The organism is Pedobacter sp. R-06 (assembly GCF_049913135.1).
GTDB lineage: Bacteria > Bacteroidota > Bacteroidia > Sphingobacteriales > Sphingobacteriaceae > Pedobacter.
In genome coordinates this window covers 2,735,575-2,755,022 of record NZ_CP183977.1, presented here as the reverse complement: position 1 = coordinate 2,755,022, position 19,448 = coordinate 2,735,575, and the positions used below count along the sequence as shown (strand labels likewise).

Annotated in this window: 19 protein-coding genes; 14 read left to right on the top strand and 5 right to left on the bottom strand. The window is 37.7% G+C overall.

From position 1 onward, the window contains the following. Nucleotides 1-171 precede the first annotated feature (171 nt). On the top strand, nucleotides 172-936 hold the full coding sequence (gene cobA, locus ACN9MR_RS11325) for a uroporphyrinogen-III C-methyltransferase (RefSeq protein WP_426329792.1): 765 nt from the start codon (nucleotides 172-174) through the stop codon (nucleotides 934-936). A gap of 212 nt (nucleotides 937-1,148) precedes the next feature. Here cobA and ACN9MR_RS11320 read toward each other — a convergent pair whose 3' ends face one another. After that, entirely contained in the window at nucleotides 1,149-2,498 is a 1,350-nt protein-coding gene (locus ACN9MR_RS11320) for an alpha-L-fucosidase (RefSeq protein ID WP_426329791.1), read from the bottom strand. A gap of 193 nt (nucleotides 2,499-2,691) precedes the next feature. On the opposite strand from ACN9MR_RS11320, the gene ACN9MR_RS11315 reads away from it, so the two are divergent. Both ACN9MR_RS11315 and ACN9MR_RS11310 read left to right on the top strand, forming a co-directional pair. After that, nucleotides 2,692-3,543: an SDR family oxidoreductase gene (locus ACN9MR_RS11315; protein ID WP_426329790.1), complete on the top strand. Its 852-nt coding sequence runs from the start codon at nucleotides 2,692-2,694 to the stop codon at nucleotides 3,541-3,543. A gap of 35 nt (nucleotides 3,544-3,578) precedes the next feature. Continuing rightward, the gene (locus ACN9MR_RS11310; RefSeq protein WP_426329789.1) at nucleotides 3,579-4,403 is read left to right on the top strand and encodes an ion transporter; all 825 of its coding nucleotides are present in this window, start codon (nucleotides 3,579-3,581) and stop codon (nucleotides 4,401-4,403) included. 54 nt (nucleotides 4,404-4,457) lie between these two features. Here ACN9MR_RS11310 and ACN9MR_RS11305 read toward each other — a convergent pair whose 3' ends face one another. Beyond that, on the bottom strand, nucleotides 4,458-4,769 hold the full coding sequence (locus tag ACN9MR_RS11305; RefSeq protein ID WP_426329788.1) for a hypothetical protein: 312 nt from the start codon (nucleotides 4,767-4,769) through the stop codon (nucleotides 4,458-4,460). Nucleotides 4,770-4,937: 168 nt separating this feature from the next. Here ACN9MR_RS11305 and ACN9MR_RS11300 point away from each other — a divergent pair, with 168 nt between their 5' ends. The 4 genes from ACN9MR_RS11300 to ACN9MR_RS11285 all read left to right on the top strand — a co-directional run bounded on the left by ACN9MR_RS11300 (nucleotide 4,938) and on the right by ACN9MR_RS11285 (nucleotide 10,288). Next, complete coding sequence (locus ACN9MR_RS11300) at nucleotides 4,938-5,621, top strand: DUF4142 domain-containing protein (protein WP_426329787.1); 684 nt, start codon at nucleotides 4,938-4,940, stop codon at nucleotides 5,619-5,621. 265 nt (nucleotides 5,622-5,886) lie between these two features. After that, complete coding sequence (locus ACN9MR_RS11295; protein WP_426329786.1) at nucleotides 5,887-7,509, top strand: FAD-dependent oxidoreductase; 1,623 nt, start codon at nucleotides 5,887-5,889, stop codon at nucleotides 7,507-7,509. Between the two features lie 67 nt (nucleotides 7,510-7,576). After that, nucleotides 7,577-9,526 (top strand): glycoside hydrolase family 97 protein, encoded by a 1,950-nt coding sequence (locus tag ACN9MR_RS11290; protein WP_426329785.1) that lies wholly within the window; start codon nucleotides 7,577-7,579, stop codon nucleotides 9,524-9,526. A gap of 165 nt (nucleotides 9,527-9,691) precedes the next feature. Continuing rightward, nucleotides 9,692-10,288: an FMN-dependent NADH-azoreductase gene (locus tag ACN9MR_RS11285; RefSeq protein ID WP_426329784.1), complete on the top strand. Its 597-nt coding sequence runs from the start codon at nucleotides 9,692-9,694 to the stop codon at nucleotides 10,286-10,288. Nucleotides 10,289-10,495: 207 nt separating this feature from the next. Here the strand turns inward: ACN9MR_RS11285 and ACN9MR_RS11280 are convergent, their stop codons facing one another. After that, the gene (locus ACN9MR_RS11280) at nucleotides 10,496-10,858 is read right to left on the bottom strand and encodes a response regulator transcription factor (protein WP_426329783.1); all 363 of its coding nucleotides are present in this window, start codon (nucleotides 10,856-10,858) and stop codon (nucleotides 10,496-10,498) included. A gap of 294 nt (nucleotides 10,859-11,152) precedes the next feature. Here ACN9MR_RS11280 and ACN9MR_RS11275 point away from each other — a divergent pair, with 294 nt between their 5' ends. Further along, nucleotides 11,153-11,467: a hypothetical protein gene (locus ACN9MR_RS11275; RefSeq protein ID WP_138821271.1), complete on the top strand. Its 315-nt coding sequence runs from the start codon at nucleotides 11,153-11,155 to the stop codon at nucleotides 11,465-11,467. Between the two features lie 235 nt (nucleotides 11,468-11,702). Here the strand turns inward: ACN9MR_RS11275 and mnmA are convergent, their stop codons facing one another. After that, nucleotides 11,703-12,794 (bottom strand): tRNA 2-thiouridine(34) synthase MnmA, encoded by a 1,092-nt coding sequence (mnmA, locus tag ACN9MR_RS11270; protein WP_131031545.1) that lies wholly within the window; start codon nucleotides 12,792-12,794, stop codon nucleotides 11,703-11,705. 694 nt (nucleotides 12,795-13,488) lie between these two features. On the opposite strand from mnmA, the gene ACN9MR_RS11265 reads away from it, so the two are divergent. After that, nucleotides 13,489-15,774, top strand: a complete 2,286-nt coding sequence (locus ACN9MR_RS11265; protein ID WP_426329782.1) for a GH92 family glycosyl hydrolase — start codon at nucleotides 13,489-13,491, stop codon at nucleotides 15,772-15,774. Between the two features lie 180 nt (nucleotides 15,775-15,954). Here ACN9MR_RS11265 and ACN9MR_RS11260 read toward each other — a convergent pair whose 3' ends face one another. Next, entirely contained in the window at nucleotides 15,955-16,368 is a 414-nt protein-coding gene (locus ACN9MR_RS11260; RefSeq protein WP_426329781.1) for an EamA family transporter, read from the bottom strand. Nucleotides 16,369-16,503: 135 nt separating this feature from the next. Between ACN9MR_RS11260 and ACN9MR_RS11255 the strand changes: the two genes are divergently transcribed. From ACN9MR_RS11255 to ACN9MR_RS11235, 5 genes are all read left to right on the top strand, one after another. Continuing rightward, nucleotides 16,504-16,833 (top strand): ArsR/SmtB family transcription factor, encoded by a 330-nt coding sequence (locus ACN9MR_RS11255; RefSeq protein ID WP_426329780.1) that lies wholly within the window; start codon nucleotides 16,504-16,506, stop codon nucleotides 16,831-16,833. Nucleotides 16,834-16,870: 37 nt separating this feature from the next. After that, complete coding sequence (locus tag ACN9MR_RS11250; protein WP_426329779.1) at nucleotides 16,871-17,437, top strand: DUF6428 family protein; 567 nt, start codon at nucleotides 16,871-16,873, stop codon at nucleotides 17,435-17,437. 19 nt (nucleotides 17,438-17,456) lie between these two features. Beyond that, nucleotides 17,457-17,876 carry an arsenate reductase ArsC gene (locus ACN9MR_RS11245; RefSeq protein WP_426329778.1) on the top strand — a complete coding sequence of 140 codons (420 nt, stop codon included), beginning with the start codon at nucleotides 17,457-17,459 and terminating at the stop codon, nucleotides 17,874-17,876. 1 nt (nucleotide 17,877) lies between these two features. After that, nucleotides 17,878-18,942 carry an ACR3 family arsenite efflux transporter gene (gene arsB, locus ACN9MR_RS11240; RefSeq protein WP_426329777.1) on the top strand — a complete coding sequence of 355 codons (1,065 nt, stop codon included), beginning with the start codon at nucleotides 17,878-17,880 and terminating at the stop codon, nucleotides 18,940-18,942. A gap of 90 nt (nucleotides 18,943-19,032) precedes the next feature. Continuing rightward, entirely contained in the window at nucleotides 19,033-19,347 is a 315-nt protein-coding gene (locus ACN9MR_RS11235) for a DUF5763 domain-containing protein (RefSeq protein WP_223191067.1), read from the top strand. Nucleotides 19,348-19,448: the final 101 nt, after the last annotated feature.

The following is a 19,448-nucleotide window of genomic DNA, read 5'->3' as shown; positions in this document are numbered from 1 at the left end:
AAAAATAATCGAACTAAAAATACGTGTTTTAATATTTATATGATTTTTGATATTCAAATATAGGTTATAATTCATTTAAAAGTTGTTTTTGTGTGATTTTTATCATAAAAAATTTAATTTTTTAATAAATTTTCATCACTTTTATGTTTAAATAGTTAAATCATTAAAATTATGAATCAAAAAACTAACGATTTTGGACTTTTTATAATGGGTGGAGGTCCTGGAGATCCTGAATTGATCACTATGAAAGCTGTTCATGTGCTAAAAAGAGCAGAAGTTATCCTATATGATAACTTGAGTAATGAGAAATTGCTGGAAATTGCACCGAAAAGCTGTAAAATGATCTATGTTGGCAAGCAGCCTTATGGAAAATACACGCCGCAAGAGAAAATAAATGAATTAATTGTCGAAAATGCCCAAAATTATCAGGTAGTGGTGCGTTTAAAGGGTGGGGATCCTTTTATTTTTGGCAGAGGATTCGAAGAATTGATTTATGCGGAAGCTAGAGGTATTAAATGTCATTATATTCCAGGTATAAGTAGTATGCAGGGCGCAGGTTTTATTGATGTTCCTTTAACACACCGTGGAATCAGTGAAAGTGTTTGGATACTTACCGGAACCAAGAAGGATGGAAGTTTAACCAATGATTTAAAGTGTGCCATGAAAAGTTCGGCTACAGTAGTTATATACATGGGTATGAAAAAAGTTGGTGAAATCTCTAAAGCTTATTGTGATGCGGGTTTAGGCGATATGCCTGCGGCAGTTATTCAGCATGCTACCTTGCCCAATCAAAAACAAGTGGTATGTTCAGTGCAAAATTTACAGGAATCTGCAGAACAAGCAGGCTTAACTTATCCTGCTATTATTATTATAGGTAATGTGGTGCAGGCTAAAGCTTATGCAAACCTAAATCAAAGAGAACTTTTATCAGCATAGAAGGGTTCATTAGTTCATTGGTCATTAGTTCATTTGTTCCTGATCTTACTATATTGATTAATAGTATTGATTCACAGTTGATTGTATACTCGATAACTAAAATCTTAACTCCCTTAATCTTGATGGTCAGCCAAATAGATTACTGTCTAAATGTTACCAATAAAAAAGCCCGCAAGGTTTAACTTGCAGGCCGATAATTAATATGGATAGATTTAATTTAAGGTCAATTCGATTACCGGGATTTCGAAGTCGGGTTTTTTCTTTGGTAGTTTTAATACTAAGGTATTCCCGGTCGATTTTTGAGTATCAATCTGTATTTCAGAGTTGTCATGTAAAAACTGCGCATATTTTGCCTTGTCTTTATATCCATCCAGCATAATGTAGCCTGTATTTGGGTATTCGAACAAATGCACATACAGTTTTTTGGTGTCGTTATTGTAAGTGAGTTTTACCCCTTCAGGCGCTTTAAATTCGGTTGGAGCGAAAGTGCAATAGTAAATAGATTTCGAATTGGCGTGCATCCAAAGGCCTAGGCTATCTAAAGCAATATTTGCTCTGTTATCAAACTCACCACGCGCAGTGGGTCCAACATTTAGCAATAAATTTCCTCCATTGGCTACTGAAGTAATCAACAGATCTAATAACTTCCTGTTGCTTTTCCATGTGTTTTCATCCCTGTGGTAGCCCCATGAACCTGAGAAGGTTTGACAGGTTTCCCAAACTTTTCCGCGGTATTTTTCTAATTCCTTCGGACTAACCTGTTCTGGTGTTTCGAAATCTGTACCATCTTCATAATCATTAAGATCCAGGCGGTTATCTACAATAATTTGTGGCTGCAGCTTTCTAATCTGCTTCAGTAGTGCTACCGAACCCCAATCATCACGACCTTTACCGTGTTTGCCAGGATAAGAAAAATCTGCCCAAAGAATGTCGATTTTTCCATATTTAGTAAGTAGCTCAGTTACCTGATCGTATAGGTACTTGCGGTATTTGGCCATATCCCGGTTCTTGTTCAGCGCTGCATATTCATCTTCATTATCATTGTTGGGTCTTAAAGGGTGATACTTGTCAACAGGAAAATCAGGGTGATGCCAATCAATCAGCGAATAATAAAAGCCTACTTTTATACCCTCGGCACGGAAAGCCTCAACAAATTCTTTAACCAAATCTCTTTTGGCTTGTGTATTGGTTGCCTTATAATCAGTGTATTTACTATCAAATAAAGTAAAACCTTCGTGGTGTTTGGTAGTTAGCACGGCATATTTCATACCTGCTTCTTTAGCTTCTCTGGCCCATTTTTTAGGGTTAAATAAATCAGGATTAAACTGATCGAAGTATTTCTGATAGTTTTCGTTGGTAATGTGTTCATTACTTTTAACCCACTCATGACGGGCTGGTAATGCATACAGGCCCCAGTGGATAAACATGCCGAAGCGGGCATCGGTCCACCATTCCATTCTTTTGGTTTTTTGGGCAGCTGTTTCATTGCCCAATCGTTTTTGAGCGAGGCCAGGCAAAGTTAAGCTCAGTATGAACAAAGCTGATAAAATTGTTTTTCTCATTTTCGGTTTCTTTTGGTCAGTATATAATGTGCTAATTTAGTGAGGTATATCCTTGTAAAATGGTGGAATATGAGCAAAATATTAAGTTAAATTGGTTTAAGTTTTAACAGGCAAGATTGAGGGGCTTAAAACTTTGAAGATATTATTCTTGTTTAATTGGTAGTGTTGTAAAACTTAATTTGATAAAGAAACGATGAAAACTCAAAAGACACCTGCCAAACAAAACAAACAACCTGGAATAGAGGCCAAAATGGACCCGAGACCTGAAGTAATTAAAGCAAACTATAAGGGAGCAGGGAAACTGAATGATAAGGTTGCCCTGATTACCGGTGGAGATAGTGGCATTGGTCGCTCGGTAGCAGTTCATTTTGCAAGGGAAGGCGCCAACTTGGCTATTGTTTACCTGGATGAGGATATTGATGCAAAAGAAACCCAGAAAATGGTTGAAGCTGAAGGTAAAAATTGTTTATTGATTAAAGGGGACGTTAAAAAGCCTTCATTTTGCAGAAAAGCAGTAGAAACAACGGTTAAAAAGTTTGGAAAGATCAATATTTTGGTAAATAATGCCGGCATGCAGGTTCCGCAAAAAGATCCAAAAAAGATCGACGATAAACAGTTGGAAGATACCTTCCGTACAAACATATTTGGCTATTTTTATTTTGCACATGAGGTGTTGGAGTATTTTCACGCAGGCGATACCATTATCAATACCACCTCGGTAACGGCTTATCGTTCTTCGCCAAATCTGATCGATTACTCTTCAACAAAAGGCGCAATAACTTCTTTTACACGTTCGCTCGCTACAAATTTAGCCAAAACAGGTATCCGGGTGAACGCTGTGGCACCAGGACCCGTATGGACACCACTCATTGTATCTACATTTGATGAAAAAAAGATTAAGTCATTTGGATCTGAAACAGCCATGGAAAGGGCAGGTCAACCCTCAGAACTTGGACCATCTTATGTATTCCTGGCTTCAGACGATGCTTCATTTATCACCGGACAGGTAATTCATGTAAATGGTGGAGAAGTGGTAAACGGTTAATTTCTCTACCTTTATAATCATATTAAACCATTTCCATGGCATCAGATCCACCTAAAGATTGGCGTTTTAAGCTTCACGAAGTTATTTACGAATCGAATACACCTGCTGGTAAAGCATTTGATGTCGGTTTATTGATTGCCATATTTTCGAGCATCATTGTAGTAATGCTCGATAGTGTTATTGGAATCCATCAGCAATATGGCAAACTGTTTAATATTATGGAATGGATTTTCGCTGCGCTTTTCACAGTCGAATATATTTTAAGATTGGTGAGTATCAGAAAACCGATCAGTTATGTGATCAGTCCATTAGGTATTATTGATCTGATTGCATTGTTACCGTCTTACCTGAGTATCTTTTTTATTGGCGCTCAATCTTTACTGGTTTTTAGGGCACTAAGGCTACTTCGCGTTTTCAGGATATTCAAACTCGGACATTTTTTAACAGAGATTAATTTTTTAACCCAGGCGTTAAAAAACAGTGTAAGAAAAATCAGTATATTTCTGTTAACCGTTTTAACCATCACCGTAATTCTTGGTTCTATTATGTATTTGGTAGAAAAGCGCGAAAATGGATTTTCGAATATCCCCGAAAGCATTTATTGGGCCATTGTTACCATAACAACCGTTGGTTACGGCGATATTTCGCCCATCACGCCATTGGGTAAGTTTGTGGCCTCTGTAGTGATGCTGATCGGTTATGCCATTATCGCTGTGCCTACCGGGATCATTACCCACGATATTGCTGTTGCAGCCAGGCAGAAAAAAGAATTACCAGAATCTTGTCCGAGCTGTAGTAGGGAGGGGCATGATAGCGATGCCTTGTTTTGTAAATATTGTGGGTCTTCTTTGTTTAAATAAAAAATGCCAGATAATTATTAACCTGGCATCTTTATATAACGGAAATAAATTGGCTTATAACATTTCGCTATCTTCATCATCGTATGCATTCGGATCTTTATCCAGTTCTTCTATATCCGATTCGTTATAGTCATCCGTTTCTGTTTCATCATCTTCATCTTCTTCGTCTTCCGGACCTTCTATTTCCTCATTTAATTGTGTGCCTTCGCCATCAGCATATTGCACTTCATCATCTGTATATTCATTGTCTTCAGATGGTTCAGGAGTAGCATGACCATCGGCTGCATTTCCTTCCGAACGGTTGATCTGAAACTGTTCGATGTTTTGAATTTCTTCTTCTGGTTGATTGTTTTCTAGATTTTCCATAGTAAAAGTCTTTTATAGTAGAACAGATTCAGATCAGATTAAGTTTAGAGAAAATTTAAAATCTTAAACCACTGGTGTTGTAAGATTTTTACAAGATGGATAAGGTTTGCTCAAACTTTTTAGATGTTAAGGGGGTTTTATTTATGCATTTACCTTAATTACTTAACCATGAAAAACCATTTCAATACCAGGAAAATAGCAGTAGTGGGAATGATTATTTCAGCTACTTTATTTAATGCTGTTGCAAAAGCCGACTGGCATTATGCAAGATCATTTGATTACATTAATCGACAAGATAGTTTAACCACCGCTCAATTTTTGCAACAGGCAGCTATTGCAGGGATGAAAGAAGTGTTAACTGGTAAAATTGCAGCAGATAAAGCGAACGATAAAAAGGTTAAAGCGTTTGGCCAGATGATGGTTGATGATCATACCAAGGCCAACGAAGAATTAAGGGGATTGGCAAAACTTAAAAAGGTTGATTTGCCAATGAGTACACCAGAAGGAGAAATACGACCAGATGGCAGGGTAGATTCATCACCTGAAAACATGAAAGATACCTCAAGAACCAAAAATGCGGGAGGTGAGGCAGGTAATACTGGTCTGGCGAAAAAAACCGCCAATGGTGCTACTGAAGCTGACGTGACCAATGCGATCGAAAAATTAAATAATTTAAACGGGGTTTCATTTGATAAAGCTTATATTGAGATGATGGTTGTTGATCATCAAAATGCGGTTGCATTATTTGAGAGAGCATCGAAATCTACCGATAGTGATGCTAAGGCATATGCCAATAAGTATTTACCAGTATTGAAAAAACATTTAAAGCAGATTCAAGCCCTGGCTAAATAATAACTTTAAGTTATTTAGCGTTGTAACCTTGCTATTACACTCTTATAAAACTATTTATTGGCCTTGTAGGTTTAAATAATTAATATATTTGTTTAAACCGGGCCAATATATGTTTCCAATAAAAAATTTTTCAGATGTAGGATTTTTTGTTTTTTCAAAAACAGAAAATGAAACCCAATACGCAGAAATTTATGGTAAATGTTGTAGGTTTTGTCTGCAGACACTCCTCATACCAACTAAGAAAATTTTCGTAAGCTTTTTAACCTTGAGCTCAATCTTTTTTACGGTTTATGCTAAGCCAGGAACAGAACACTATCAGGCAGATATCGTAATCTATGGTGGAACATCGGCCGGTATAATTGCAGCCGTACAAGCTACCAAAATGGGTAAAAGTGTTATTATAGTTTCACCCGACCGCCATCTTGGTGGTTTATCATCTTCAGGCTTGGGTTTTACCGATACCGGAGATAAATCCGTAATTGGTGGTCTCGCCAGAATATTTTATCAAAAGGTTTATCAGCATTACCAGCAAGCTAATGCCTGGAAATGGCAGAAAAAAGAAGAGTACGGTAACAAAGGACAAGGTACACCCGCTATTGATGGAACGGACCGTACCATGTGGATTTTTGAACCTCATGTAGCTGAGCAAGTTATGGAAGATTTTGTTAAAGAAAATAAATTAAAAATTTATCGCAATGAATGGTTGGAGCGAAAACAGGGCGTAAAGATGAAAGATGGTAAGATAATCAGTATCAAAACCTTATCTGGCAAAGTTTTTAGTGCAAAGATGTATATTGATGCTACTTATGAGGGCGATTTAATGGCTGCAGCCAAAGTAAGCTACCATGTGGGCAGGGAAGCAAATCATACCTATAACGAACAGTGGAATGGGGTACAGGCCTTGGTTTTTCAGCACGCTCATTATTTTAAAAATAACATCGATCCCTATAAAATTCCCGGAGATAAAACAAGCGGCCTGTTGACGGGTATTTCTACTGATCAACCTGGGCCAAATGGAACGGCTGACGATAAGCTTCAGGCGTATTGTTATAGGATGTGCCTGACCAATAAAGCCGAAAACAAAATAGAGTTTCCAAAACCGGACCGCTACAATGCCATGGATTACGAATTGCTGTTAAGGGTGTTTAATGCTGGTTGGGACGAGCTTTTTAATAAATATGATCCTATTCCGAACCATAAAACAGATACCAATAACCACGGGCCGTTTAGTACCGATTTTATCGGAATGAATTATGCCTATCCCGAAGCAGATTACACAAAACGGAAAGAAATTATCAAAGCTCACGAAAATTATCAAAAAGGATTAATGTACTTTATGGCTAACGATCCAAGAATGCCCGAAAAAATTCAGCAGCAGGTTAAAAAATGGGGTTTGGCAAAAGACGAATTTAAGGATAACAGAAACTGGCCATATCAGCTTTATGTGCGAGAGGCGAGGAGAATGATAGGAGATTTTGTAATGACCGAGCATGAAGTTCTCGGTAAAAAAGAAGTGCCAAATCCGATAGGAATGGGTTCTTACGCCTTAGATTCTCATAATGTGCAACGTTATGTTACGCCTGAAGGTTACGTGCAAAATGAAGGCGATATCGGCGTTAAAGCACCGAAACCCTACAGTATTTTCTATCAGGCCATCGTACCCAAGAAAACCGAATGCAAAAATTTATTGGTTCCCGTTTGTTTGTCATCATCTCATATCGCGTACGGATCAGTACGGATGGAGCCTGTATTTATGATTCTGGGAGAATCGGCTGCCACTGCTGCGTCTTTGGCTATTGATCACAAAATCAATATTCAGGATGTAAATTATAATCAATTAAAAAACTTGTTGTTAATTCAAAAACAGTACTTAACTTTAGCTAACTAAAACGATTTATTAAACTAGTGAGAATTACACTTTCCAAATAAATTTCAAAGAAGAAAGCTAATCAAATATGAAAAAACACATATCATTAATCATTTTATTACTGTTTTTTACAGTGAAACTTTTCAGTGCGCCTATAGAACTGTTTTCACCCGATAAACGGATCAAAGTATTGGTAAACATTAAAGATAAAATTGGCTACGCTGTTACCTTTAATGGTGATTCTTTTTTAGCCGATTCCTATTTACAGTTAAATCTGGCTCAGGCAAAGCTTGGTGAACATGCAAAATTGATTAAAAAAACATTTTCTACTATAAACACCAGTTCAAATCCAATTGTTCCGCTTAAAAACAGTAAGGTACTAAATCAGTATAATTTATTACGATTGGATTTTAAAGGTGATTTCAGTGTAGAGTTCAGGGCTTATAATGACGGAATTGCTTATCGTTTCATCACCAATAAAAATGATTCGATCATTGTTAACAGCGAAGATGTGCATCTTAATTTTAAGGATCCGGTTAAAGCAGCTTATTTAGAAACAGGTGGTTTTAAAACTTCGTATGAGATTTTATACCGCCAAAACGAGTTGGGAAAAGTGAATAAAGAGAAGATGAGTGTGTTACCAATATTGTTTAATACAGGAAAATGTAAAGCACTTTTATCAGAAGCAGATCTATATGATTACCCATGTTTGTTTGTGAAAGCAACGGACGATAAAACAGTCGACGCCATTTTTCCGAAGGCGCCACTGGCTTTTGGGGAAGATGGAGACAGAAGTCTGAAAATTTTAAAAGAAGCCGGATATATTGCTAAAACAGCTGGTAAAAGATCGTTTCCATGGCGCTTTTTGGTCATTACCGATAAAGATACCCAATTGGCTGCTAACCAAATGGTTTATAAATTAAGTACACCTAATCAGCTACAAGATACCAAATGGATAAAACCTGGTCAGGTAACCTGGGAATGGTGGCACAATGCATACGTTTATGGAGTAGATTTTAAATCGGGTTATAATCAGGATACTTATAAATATTATATCGATTTTGCTTCGAAATTTGGTATTCCTTACATCATTATGGACGAAGGATGGGCAAAAACAACACTTAATCCTTTTGAACCTAACCCAACCATAAACCTGCAAGAGTTAATTGCTTATGGCAAGCAGAAAAATGTAAAAATTGTTCTTTGGTTTACCTGGCTGGCAGTCGAAAATAATTTTAACATTTTCGAAACCCTGGAAAAATGGGGTATTGCAGGCGTTAAAATCGATTTTATGGATAGGAGCGATCAGTGGATGGTAAATTACTACACCCGTGTAGCTAAAGAGGCGGCTAAACACCATATATTGGTCGATTTCCATGGTGCATTTAAACCAGCTGGTTTGGAAGTGGCTTATCCTAATGTGCTCTCTTATGAAGGCGTTATAGGTATGGAACAAAATATTGGAGGCGGTTTGGCCACGCCGAACAACAACTTATTTCTTCCTTTTTTGCGTAATGCGGTGGGGCCGATGGATTATACACCTGGAGCGATGCGTTCGGCGCATAAAGAGGATTATAAACCTAGCTGGGTAAATACCATGAGCATTGGTACCAGGGCGCATCAGCTGGCCATGTATATTGTTTTTGAAAGTGGTTTTCAAATGCTGGCCGATAATCCTTTTAACTATTTAAGAGAGCCTGAAACCACTTCGTTTATTACCAGCGTTCCTGTAACCTGGGATGAAACTAAAATCCTGGATGCAAGCGTTGGCGAATATATCGTAACAGCTAAGCGTAAAAGCGACAAATGGTTTATTGGTGCTATGGGCAACGATCAAAAGCACGACTTTAAAGTTGAAACCGGTTTTTTGAAACCAAATACAAATTACCAGATCACCCTGATCAAAGATGGCATCAATGCCGATTTTCAGGCAATGGATTTTAAACGCATCGTAAAACCAATTAAAGCTGGAGAAACCCTTGATATTAATATGGCGAAAGATGGCGGTTTTGTAGCTGTAATAGAACCCGTTAAATAACAGGTATTTAATGTATTTTGACTAAAGGAGTTTATCAACCTGATAAGCTCCTTTTTTTGGGGATGAAGTAGATGCTATACTAAAGGATAGCACTATCCTTTAGTATAGTAATAGCTTTTTGATACTTCGTATCTATAATTTTGCCAGACATAAAAAGGCAAAAAAATGAAAATATTACATCTTATATCAAGCCCAAGGGGCGAAGCATCTTTCAGTATTAAATTGGGAAATGCCATTGTAGAAAAATTACAGGCCGCAAATCCCGGTAGTACTTTAACTACACATAATCTTACCAATACCCCATTTCCACATTTGGAGGAAGTACACATCAATTCTTTCTTTACGCCGCAGGAAAATCACACCGCAGAATTTACAGAAGCAATAAAACATTCGAATGAGGCCATTGCCGAACTTAAAGATGCTGATGTAATCGTTATCGGTGCCCCCTTGTATAATTTTGGTATTCCTTCTACTTTAAAAGCATGGATCGATCATATTGCACGTGCTGGTCAAACATTCAGTTACTCAGAAAAAGGTCCTGAAGGTTTGATAAAAAATAAAAAAGTGTATTTGGCAATCTCTTCTGGTGGGGTATATTCAGAAGGACCGATGAAACCTTACGATTTCACCGAATCTTACCTAAGATCGGTTTTGGGTTTTATGGGGATGACCGATATTACGGCATATCGCGCAGAAGGTGTAAGCATTCCAGATTTAAAAGATGTAGCTTTGGATAAAGCAATCGAAAGTATAGCCATTTAAGTGGTTTATTCGTTCATTGGTCATTAGTTCATTGGCAAATTGGTTGATTGTTCAAATCAACTAAGCACCTGCGGACTAATGACTTTGGACTAAAATTACCTGCGCCAAACTTAATGCGCTTAATTCCTTAATGAGGAGATTTATCAATATGCTCAGCGATTATCGTTCAAACCGACTAATGACCGTTGACGAAGACTCTGGACAAAACTAAGCTGCCAGATACTTCTCAACCCTGCTGGCAAAATCGTTCAGATCGAAAGGTTTGTTGATGAAGTCTTCCGCATCACATTTAGTCTTAACTGCATTCAAGTGGTTATTGGCCGACATCATCATTATAGGGATATCATGTGTTTTTATATTTCGCTTTAGCGTATTACAGATATCCAGTCCGTTTCCATCAGGCAGCATAATATCAAGAATTACCATGTCTGGCCGGTTTTTGCTCATTTGAATCCAAAAATCGTTGGTGTTTGGACAGGTCTTTACTTCGTAAAGTTCTTCAATTAATAAAAATTCGATGATCTCCCTAATATTCGGATTGTCTTCTACTACATAGATGCACTTTTTCATAAGCTCAACTTTTGTTATATAGATAACTAACCTAGCTATCAGATGTTTAAGATATTTATGCACAATATTGGAGTTATTAACCTTTTTGGTCGCCCGTGTCATGCGTTTCTATAATTTTTGTGTTGACTAAAAAAAATACAAAAATAAATTTTGATACTAATTTTTTTAGTATAGATTTGCTTTTGGAGAGACAGGATACAGGAAGTATCGTAAAGATAATTCGATGTATTTAATTGATGATTTTAAACAAAAAGCTTCTAGCTTGGTTTGTTTGCTGATATATTTATTTTTTCTATGACCGTTACCGTTTTAGCCATATTCGAAACAGATTTTAGACCAGATCTTTCATTAGGTAAAATCATGAATGAAAGACTGAGGATTGCTGCTGCAGATCTGCAGGATATTCATTTGCAGCATCTACACGCCATTGGGCAACGTAGTGATGATTTGGTGGTGTATATAAGTTATAATCCCAAATATAAAATAAGATGGCGTGTTGTTAACGACGTGCCAGAAGATGTAGAAAACTTTGTAGCCCAAACCTGCGGTAATTTAGGTTACATACACTGGAAAACAGCTTCTATTAACGTTTTTAAAGGAAGTGAATAAAAAAAGACTTCTATTGTGATATTTTATGGCGGTCGTCATTCTCGCGTAAGCGGGAATCTTAATTAATAAATTTACTGTTATGATGAATAGAATTATAGAAGTTAAAAATAAGTAGATAGTATAAAAAATGCTGAACTAATTCAGTATGACGAATCGTGTAGTATAGCCTGATAATCAAACAAAAAACGAGTTACCAAATGGCAACTCGTTTTTTTATAACATCGTAGGGGAAATATTAAACTAAAAATCCTCCACCTAATAAATCATTCCCTTCATAAAATACCGCCGATTGGCCAGGTGCAATTGCCGAAACATTATGATCGAACACTACGCGCATTTTGTCTTTTTCCTGAACAATTGTACTTAACATACCCGCATCTTTGTAGCGGATTTTGGTAATCACATCATTCATTGGTTCTTCAATGCTTGCATATTTTATCAGGTTAATGTTGCGTACCATCGCTTCGCGGCGTTCAAGCTCATCAGCTTTACCCAAAACTACAGTATTGCTTTCTGGCAGAATCTGCGTTACAAACATAGGCTCGCCAAAGGCAACGCCTAAACCTTTACGTTGGCCAATGGTATAAAAGGGATAACCTTTATGCTGTCCAACGACCATTCCATTGCTTAAAATGAAATTTCCGCCGGCTACTCTATCTTCTAAATCTTCTACTTTATGTTTTAAGAACGCCCTGTAATCGTTATCGGGAACGAAACAGATTTCGTAACTCTCCGATTTTTTTGCTAGTTCTTCCTGTCCCATATCTAAAGCCATTTGCCTGATTTCAGATTTCGCAAAACTGCCCAATGGGAATTTTGTACGTGAAAGGTTTTCTTGCGAAACGCCCCATAGTACATAAGATTGATCCTTATTTTCGTCTTTTCCTTTCGAAATTACATAACGGCCGCTATCTTGCTGACGGATATTGGCATAATGCCCTGTTGCGATAAATTCGCAATCGAGTTTATTGGCACGTTTTAATAGTGCTTCCCATTTAATATGCGTATTGCAAAGCACACATGGGTTTGGGGTTCTTCCGGCAAGATATTCATCAACAAAATTATCGATTACGTAATCGCCAAATTCATCTCTTATATCAAGGATATAATGCGGAAAACCATAGTTTACAGCAAGTGTACGGGCATCATTGATACTATCTAATGAGCAACAGCCAGTTTCCTTACTGCTTCCACCAGAAGTAGCATAATCCCAGGTCTTCATGGTTAATCCAATAACCTCATAACCCTGCTCATGCAACATTACAGCCGCTACCGAACTATCAACCCCGCCACTCATGGCAACCAGAATTCTACCGTGTTTACTCATCTTAAAAATATTGGATGCAAAAATAAGGTTTATTTAGCTGAAATTATTTAAAGCAAGTCAGTTACTTGTAAAAAGCTGTCGCCAAACTGGTTATTGGAAATTCTGGCGGCTTTTCAGAAACTGAGGACTTGGCGGTCAATATGATTTTGAAAATCAGAGTTTGGCACCTTTCGGTTACTACAGTCCTGCTATCACTTCAAGTCCTCACTCGTACCTCGCTCTGGGCTTTCCGTTTTATCAGGTTTATTTAACCTGGGCCTGTGGTTCTAATCCTTAAATTAATGCGATCATAAAATCGTCAGGTTATTATCCACGCGTTTGGAACGAACGCAAACAATTAGATGAAATGTCTTAAGGCAGTAAATGCGCGTTAAGGATTGTAAGGGTTTAGTACCGGTTTTCATCGGTACAGGAGCGAAGCGGAGCCTGCAAAGCCTAACCCTTTCCCATATTTCGCGGGATTAGGTAACGCCCAAATCAGTAATCAATTTCCAGTTGTCAGTTTACGGGTTTTCGGAACCCTGGCTATTAGAATTTAAAATAATAGCAAAAAAGATATAAATTGTGTCTTCAATAATTCGAATTGTATTTTTTATTTTACTTAAACGTTTTAGTGGTGTGTTTTATGCATATTTGAAGATAAAATTAATACCTTAGAATTTTCAAACAAAACAAGCTAAATTTTAAAACTCATATGATTAAAAAAATTATCCTGCCTTGTCTTTTGCTATCGGCCCTGGTTACATCGGCACAGCAGAATCTGGTGCAGTATGTTAAGCCCATTATTGGTACATCTAAAATGGGGCATACCTATCCTGGCGCAACAGTTCCGTTTGGTTCGGTACAGCTAAGTCCCGAAACAGATACTTTATCTTACGAAGTAAACGGAAAATACAATGGCGATGTATATAAATATTGTGCGGGTTATAAATATGAGGATAAAACCATTACCGGCTTTAGTCATACCCATTTCAGCGGTACTGGGCACTCAGATTTAGGTGACTTTCTGATTATGCCAACCCAGGGTAAATTACAATTGAATCCTGGTACAGCATCCGATCCGAAAAGTGGTTACCGTTCTGCATTTTCTCATGCCAATGAAGTTGCAGAGGCAGGATATTACAAAGTAAAATTAGATGATGATAACATTACTGCCGAATTAACTTCGACTACAAGGGTAGGGATGCATCAATATACTTTCCCTAAATCAGATCAATCACACATTATCCTCGATCTGATGGCTGGTATTTACAATTATGAAGAAAAAACCGTTTGGACTTACGTCCGAGTGGTGAACGATACGCTGATTACAGGTTACCGCCAAACCAACGGATGGGCCAGAACCAGAACCGTTTATTTTGCGATGAGTTTTTCTAAAGCTTTTAAAAGTTATGGACGCAAAAGCTACGATGCCAAACAGGCATATAGAGGCTTTTGGGGTAAGTTTAACCAGGAACAGAACTTTCCTGAAATTGCTGGCAAAAAACTAAAAATGTACTTCGATTTTGATACCCAGGAAGGAGAGAAGATCAAAATTAAATTTGCTTTATCGCCGGTTAGCCAGGAAAATGCCTTGCAAAATATGCGTGCAGAAATTTCGGGCTGGGATTTCGAAAAAGTAAAGGCTCAGGCACAGAGTACCTGGAATAAAGAATTGAATAAAATACAGGTAACTACTTCTAATGATAATAAAATCAATTTTTACACCGCTTTATATCATGCTTTTATCAATCCAACAACCTATACCGATATTAACGGAGAATATAAAGGTTTAGATCAGGGGATACATAAAGCTGAGGGCTTTACCAATTACACCACTTTCTCACTTTGGGATACTTACCGGGCCTTACATCCATTCTTTAATATTATGCAACCAGGCCGTAGTAATGATATGGTGAAATCAATGATGGCACATTACGATCAGAGTAGTTTGCACATGTTGCCGATCTGGTCGCATTATGCCAACGATAACTGGTGCATGAGCGGCTACCATAGTGTTTCTGTAATTTCTGATGCGATTATAAAAGGCACTTATAACGGTGATGCAAATAAGGCTTTAGATGCCTGTGTTGCAACGGCTAAACACCGCGATTATGAAGGAATTGGCTATTATATGGATAAAGGTTATATCCCGGCAGAAAAATCGGGCATTTCGGTTTCCAATAATTTAGAATATTCTTACGATGACTGGTCGATTGCACAACTGGCCAAGAAATTAAACCGTATGGATGTTTACGACGAATTTATCAAACGTTCTAACAACTGGAAGAATAATTACGATAGCGCTACTGGTTTCATGCGCCCTAAATTGGCTGACGGCTCTTTTAAAAAACAATTTGATCCAAAGGATACTGAAGGACAAGGGTTTATCGAAGGGAATAGCTGGAACTACAGTTTCTTTGTTCCACAGGATCCGAGTTCGCTGATTGAAATGATGGGCGGCAAAAAGAAATTTGCAACGCGTTTAGATACTTTGTTTACCATGCATTTACCCGATGAGTTTTTTGCGCATACTGAAGATATTACCCGTGAAGGTATTATTGGTGGATATGTACATGGTAATGAACCTGCACATCATATCGCTTACCTTTACAATTGGACTGATCAGCCGTGGAAAACACAGGCGCAGATCCGTCACATCTTAAACATGCAGTACAAACCTACTGCCGATGGTTTAGGTGGAAATGACGACTGTGGACAGATGAGCGCCTGGTATATGTTCTCTTCTTTAGGTTTTTATCCGGTAGCACCAGGTTCTGATGTATATTCATTAGGTAGTCCATTGGTTAATAACGCTGTAATTAATTTGGAAAACGGTAAAACATTTACTGTTGAGGCGATTAAACAAAGTGATAAAAATGTTTATGTAGAGAAAGTTTTATTGAACGGCAAAGAAATTACCGATCATAAAATCAAACACGCTGATATCACCAATGGTGGAAAGCTTACTTTTTACATGAGCGCAAAACCAAAAAAATAATTTCTTCTCATCCCTGTACAAATTAAACCGTTGACTAATTTTAGTTAACGGTTTTTTTGTTTTGCTAGTTTATTAGTCAATAGTTGATAGCCTATTTGTTAATAGGCTATCAACTATTGACTTAAGACTCTAGATTAATAAATCAGTTAATCGTCTCCAAACTCCAAGTTTCAGACTGTTTTAAAGCAAAATCACCATACTACCAGCTACAATCAATCCACCTCCAATTAATGTTTTAGCATCTATCGGTTCCTTTAAGATCAAAAAAGCTAAACCCATAGCAATGGCGACACTTAATTTATCAATCGGGGCCACTTTAGAAACGTTTCCTGTTTCGAGTGCTTTAAAATAGAAAATCCACGACAAACCTGTTGCTAAGCCCGATAAACCTAAAAATATCAGGTTATTTTTATTCAATGTTTTCAGCTGTGAAATTTCTCCCGTTGCTAATACAATGCCCCAGGCAATAAACAGGATTACTATAGTTCTGATAGCCGTTGCCACATTTCCATTAACGCCTTTTAGTCCAACTTTGGCTAAAATAGCCGTTGCAGCAGCAAAAAAAGCGGAGAGTATTGCATAAAATTTCCACATGATTAAATTTAATTTAAAATATTTTATACACGAAGTAAAGTATCGAATCTATAGAAATTCTGTAGCGTGCTAGTGTAAGTTTAAAAATAAATTTTGATATCTGGATTGTCTATCGTAATATTGCGATATATAATTATGGGACTTACCAAAACAGAAATCTTCACAGAAGAGCAGAACCAGATGGCAGCGTTATTAAAAGCGATGGCACATCCTGCGCGGATAGCAATTCTTCAACGCATCCTTAAATCGAATACTTGTATCTGTGGCGATCTGGTTGAGGAACTAGGCTTAGCTCAGGCTACCATTTCTCAGCATTTAAAAGAACTTAAAAATGCAGGTATTATACAGGGCACTATCGAGGGTGTGAGTATTTGCTATTGTATAGAACCTAAAACCTGGAGATTACTACAAACACAGCTGGGCGATTTCTTTGCTGCATATAAGGGCGAGCAAAACTGCTGTTAAAATTTTTTACTTAAATCAATCGTTAAATTGCAATATTATGATTAATACATCTTCAACAGAATGGAGCAGCTTTAAGGCTGATCTTCAGCAACATCCAGAATTGATGTTACAGTTTCAATATGCGCCGGGCAAGTGGGTAAATGCCAATTATCACATCACCGAAATTAAACAGGCGCCGATTGTTTCGGTAGATTGTGGAGGCGTGATGAACGCCTGGACTGAAATTATTGTACAGTTATGGGAACCTACCGAACAAGAAACGGGTAGGGCTATGCAGGTGAAAAAAGCACTATCCATTATCAATTTGGTAGAAAGTAAAATCTCTTTAAATCCCAATGGAATTGTGAAAATTGAATTTGGCAATTCTGCGTTCGATACGAGGCAGATGTTTCCGGGTGAATTTAAAATTGACGGGGAGAACTTAATTTTGGATTTGACACCTGATGCTACCCAATGTAAAGCAATTAACCGTGGCGGAAGCTGTGGCACCACCGAAACCGGCGAAGAATGTTGTGCGCCTGCTCAGCCGATAAAGCAAAAGCTAGAATTGGTTAATCTGGCAGCTGGCCAAAATAGTTGTTCTCCAGGAAGTGGATGTTGTTAATGATTCAAAATTTATAGGAATGAAAAATGTATTGGTGCTTTGCACCGGAAATAGTTGCAGAAGTCAACTGGCAGAAGGTTATTTGAAACATTTCGCCCAAAACACAGCCAAAATTTATAGTGCTGGCATCGAAGTTCATGGCGTTAACCCAAAGGCGATAAAAGTAATGGCCGAAGATGGAATAGATATTTCAGGCCAAACCTCTAACAATATCGAGGAATATTTTAATGTGCCTTTCGATTATGTGATTACCGTTTGCGACCATGCGAAAGAAAGTTGCCCGTATTTCCCAACGCAGGCGATAAAAATGCACCATAACTTCCCCGATCCTGCAAAAGCCATAGGTACCGATGAAGAAATCATGGCGCAATTCAGAAGTACGAGAGCTTTGGTTAAAGCTTACATGGAGGATTTTGTAAACGAAAATTTAAAAGGATAACATGTCGGCAAATAATTGTGCGCCTGTAATTAAACGAAAACAGCTCAGTTTTTTAGACCGGTATTTAACGATTTGGATTTTCTTATCGATGCTTTTAGGTGTATCGCTGGGCTATTTATTTCCTTCTTCCACTGTGTGGATCAGTTCTTTTTCCAGTGGAAATACCAACATTCCTCTGGCAATTGGATTAATCCTGATGATGTACCCACCATTGGCAAAAGTAAATTATCAAAACTTGGGCGAGGTATTTAAAAATATTAAGGTTTTGGGAGCTTCACTAGTTTTAAATTGGATCATTGGCCCATTTTTAATGTTTTTCCTGGCGATTATCTTTTTACATGGTTATCCTGAATACATGGTCGGTTTAATTATGATCGGCCTCGCCAGGTGCATTGCCATGGTGGTGGTATGGAATGAGCTTGCCGATGGGAACCGAGAATATGCAGCTGGTTTAATTGCCCTGAACAGTATTTTTCAGGTATTGCTTTACAGTGTATTTGCATATTTTTTTATCACGGTTTTACCACCCATTTTTGGTTTAAAAGGCCTTTCTGTATCTATTTCCATTGCAGAAATAGCAAAGAGTGTAGGGATTTATCTTGGGATTCCGTTTGTATTCGGCATTTTAAGTCAAAAAGTACTGATCAAGTGGAAAGGCGAAGAATGGTTCTATTCCACTTATGTACCAATGATTTCTCCGATGACCTTAATCGCGCTGTTATTTACCATTGTGGTAATGTTCAGTTTAAAAGGAGAATTAATTGTGCAGATCCCAATGGATGTGCTGCGAATTGCCTTGCCATTGGTAATTTATTTTGTGGTAATGTTTGTGATCAGCTTCTTTGCCGGCAAATATTTTGGTGCAGATTACAGCAAAAGTACCGCTATTGCTTTTACCGCTACCGGCAACAACTTCGAATTGGCCATCGCAGTGGCCATTGGTGTATTCGGCATCCATTCGGGTCAGGCATTTGCTGGTGTAATCGGTCCGTTGGTAGAGGTACCAGCATTAATTGCGCTGGTTAGTTTGGCGAAATGGTTACGGAGGAGATATTTTGATGTGTAAGATTATCAATATTTAATCCTAAATTAGAAATCTAAATTTTATCCTAAGCTCTTAATCTGATTATCTCTGAAAACAATTTACATCTTACTATTGGGTAGCTTATTGCTGTTTGGTAGTTTTTCACCAAAAACAAATCTAAGAAAAGAACCTGTTGCAACTTGCTATGGATTAAGTCCCTGTGATGCATGTTCTACCTGCTCGAGCTGCAAATACTGCAATAACGGTGGAACCTGTGGCATCTGTAGTTCAAAAATCTCAAGATCGAAAAGTTTTTATAGCCAGCCAAAGAAAGTCAGTAGTTCTACATCAGTTTATGTTGGGCAATGCAAAGCATTAACAAAAAAAGGGGCGAGATGTAAAAGAAACGGGGATAGTAGTGGTTATTGTTGGCAACACGGTAAATAAAAGTAAACAGTTTATCGTCCATAAAACTTTATTTTCTATGTTTCAATTGATCTTAACGGTCCTTGCTCAAGCGCAATTTATAGGCTTTGGGTTTTGGAGTA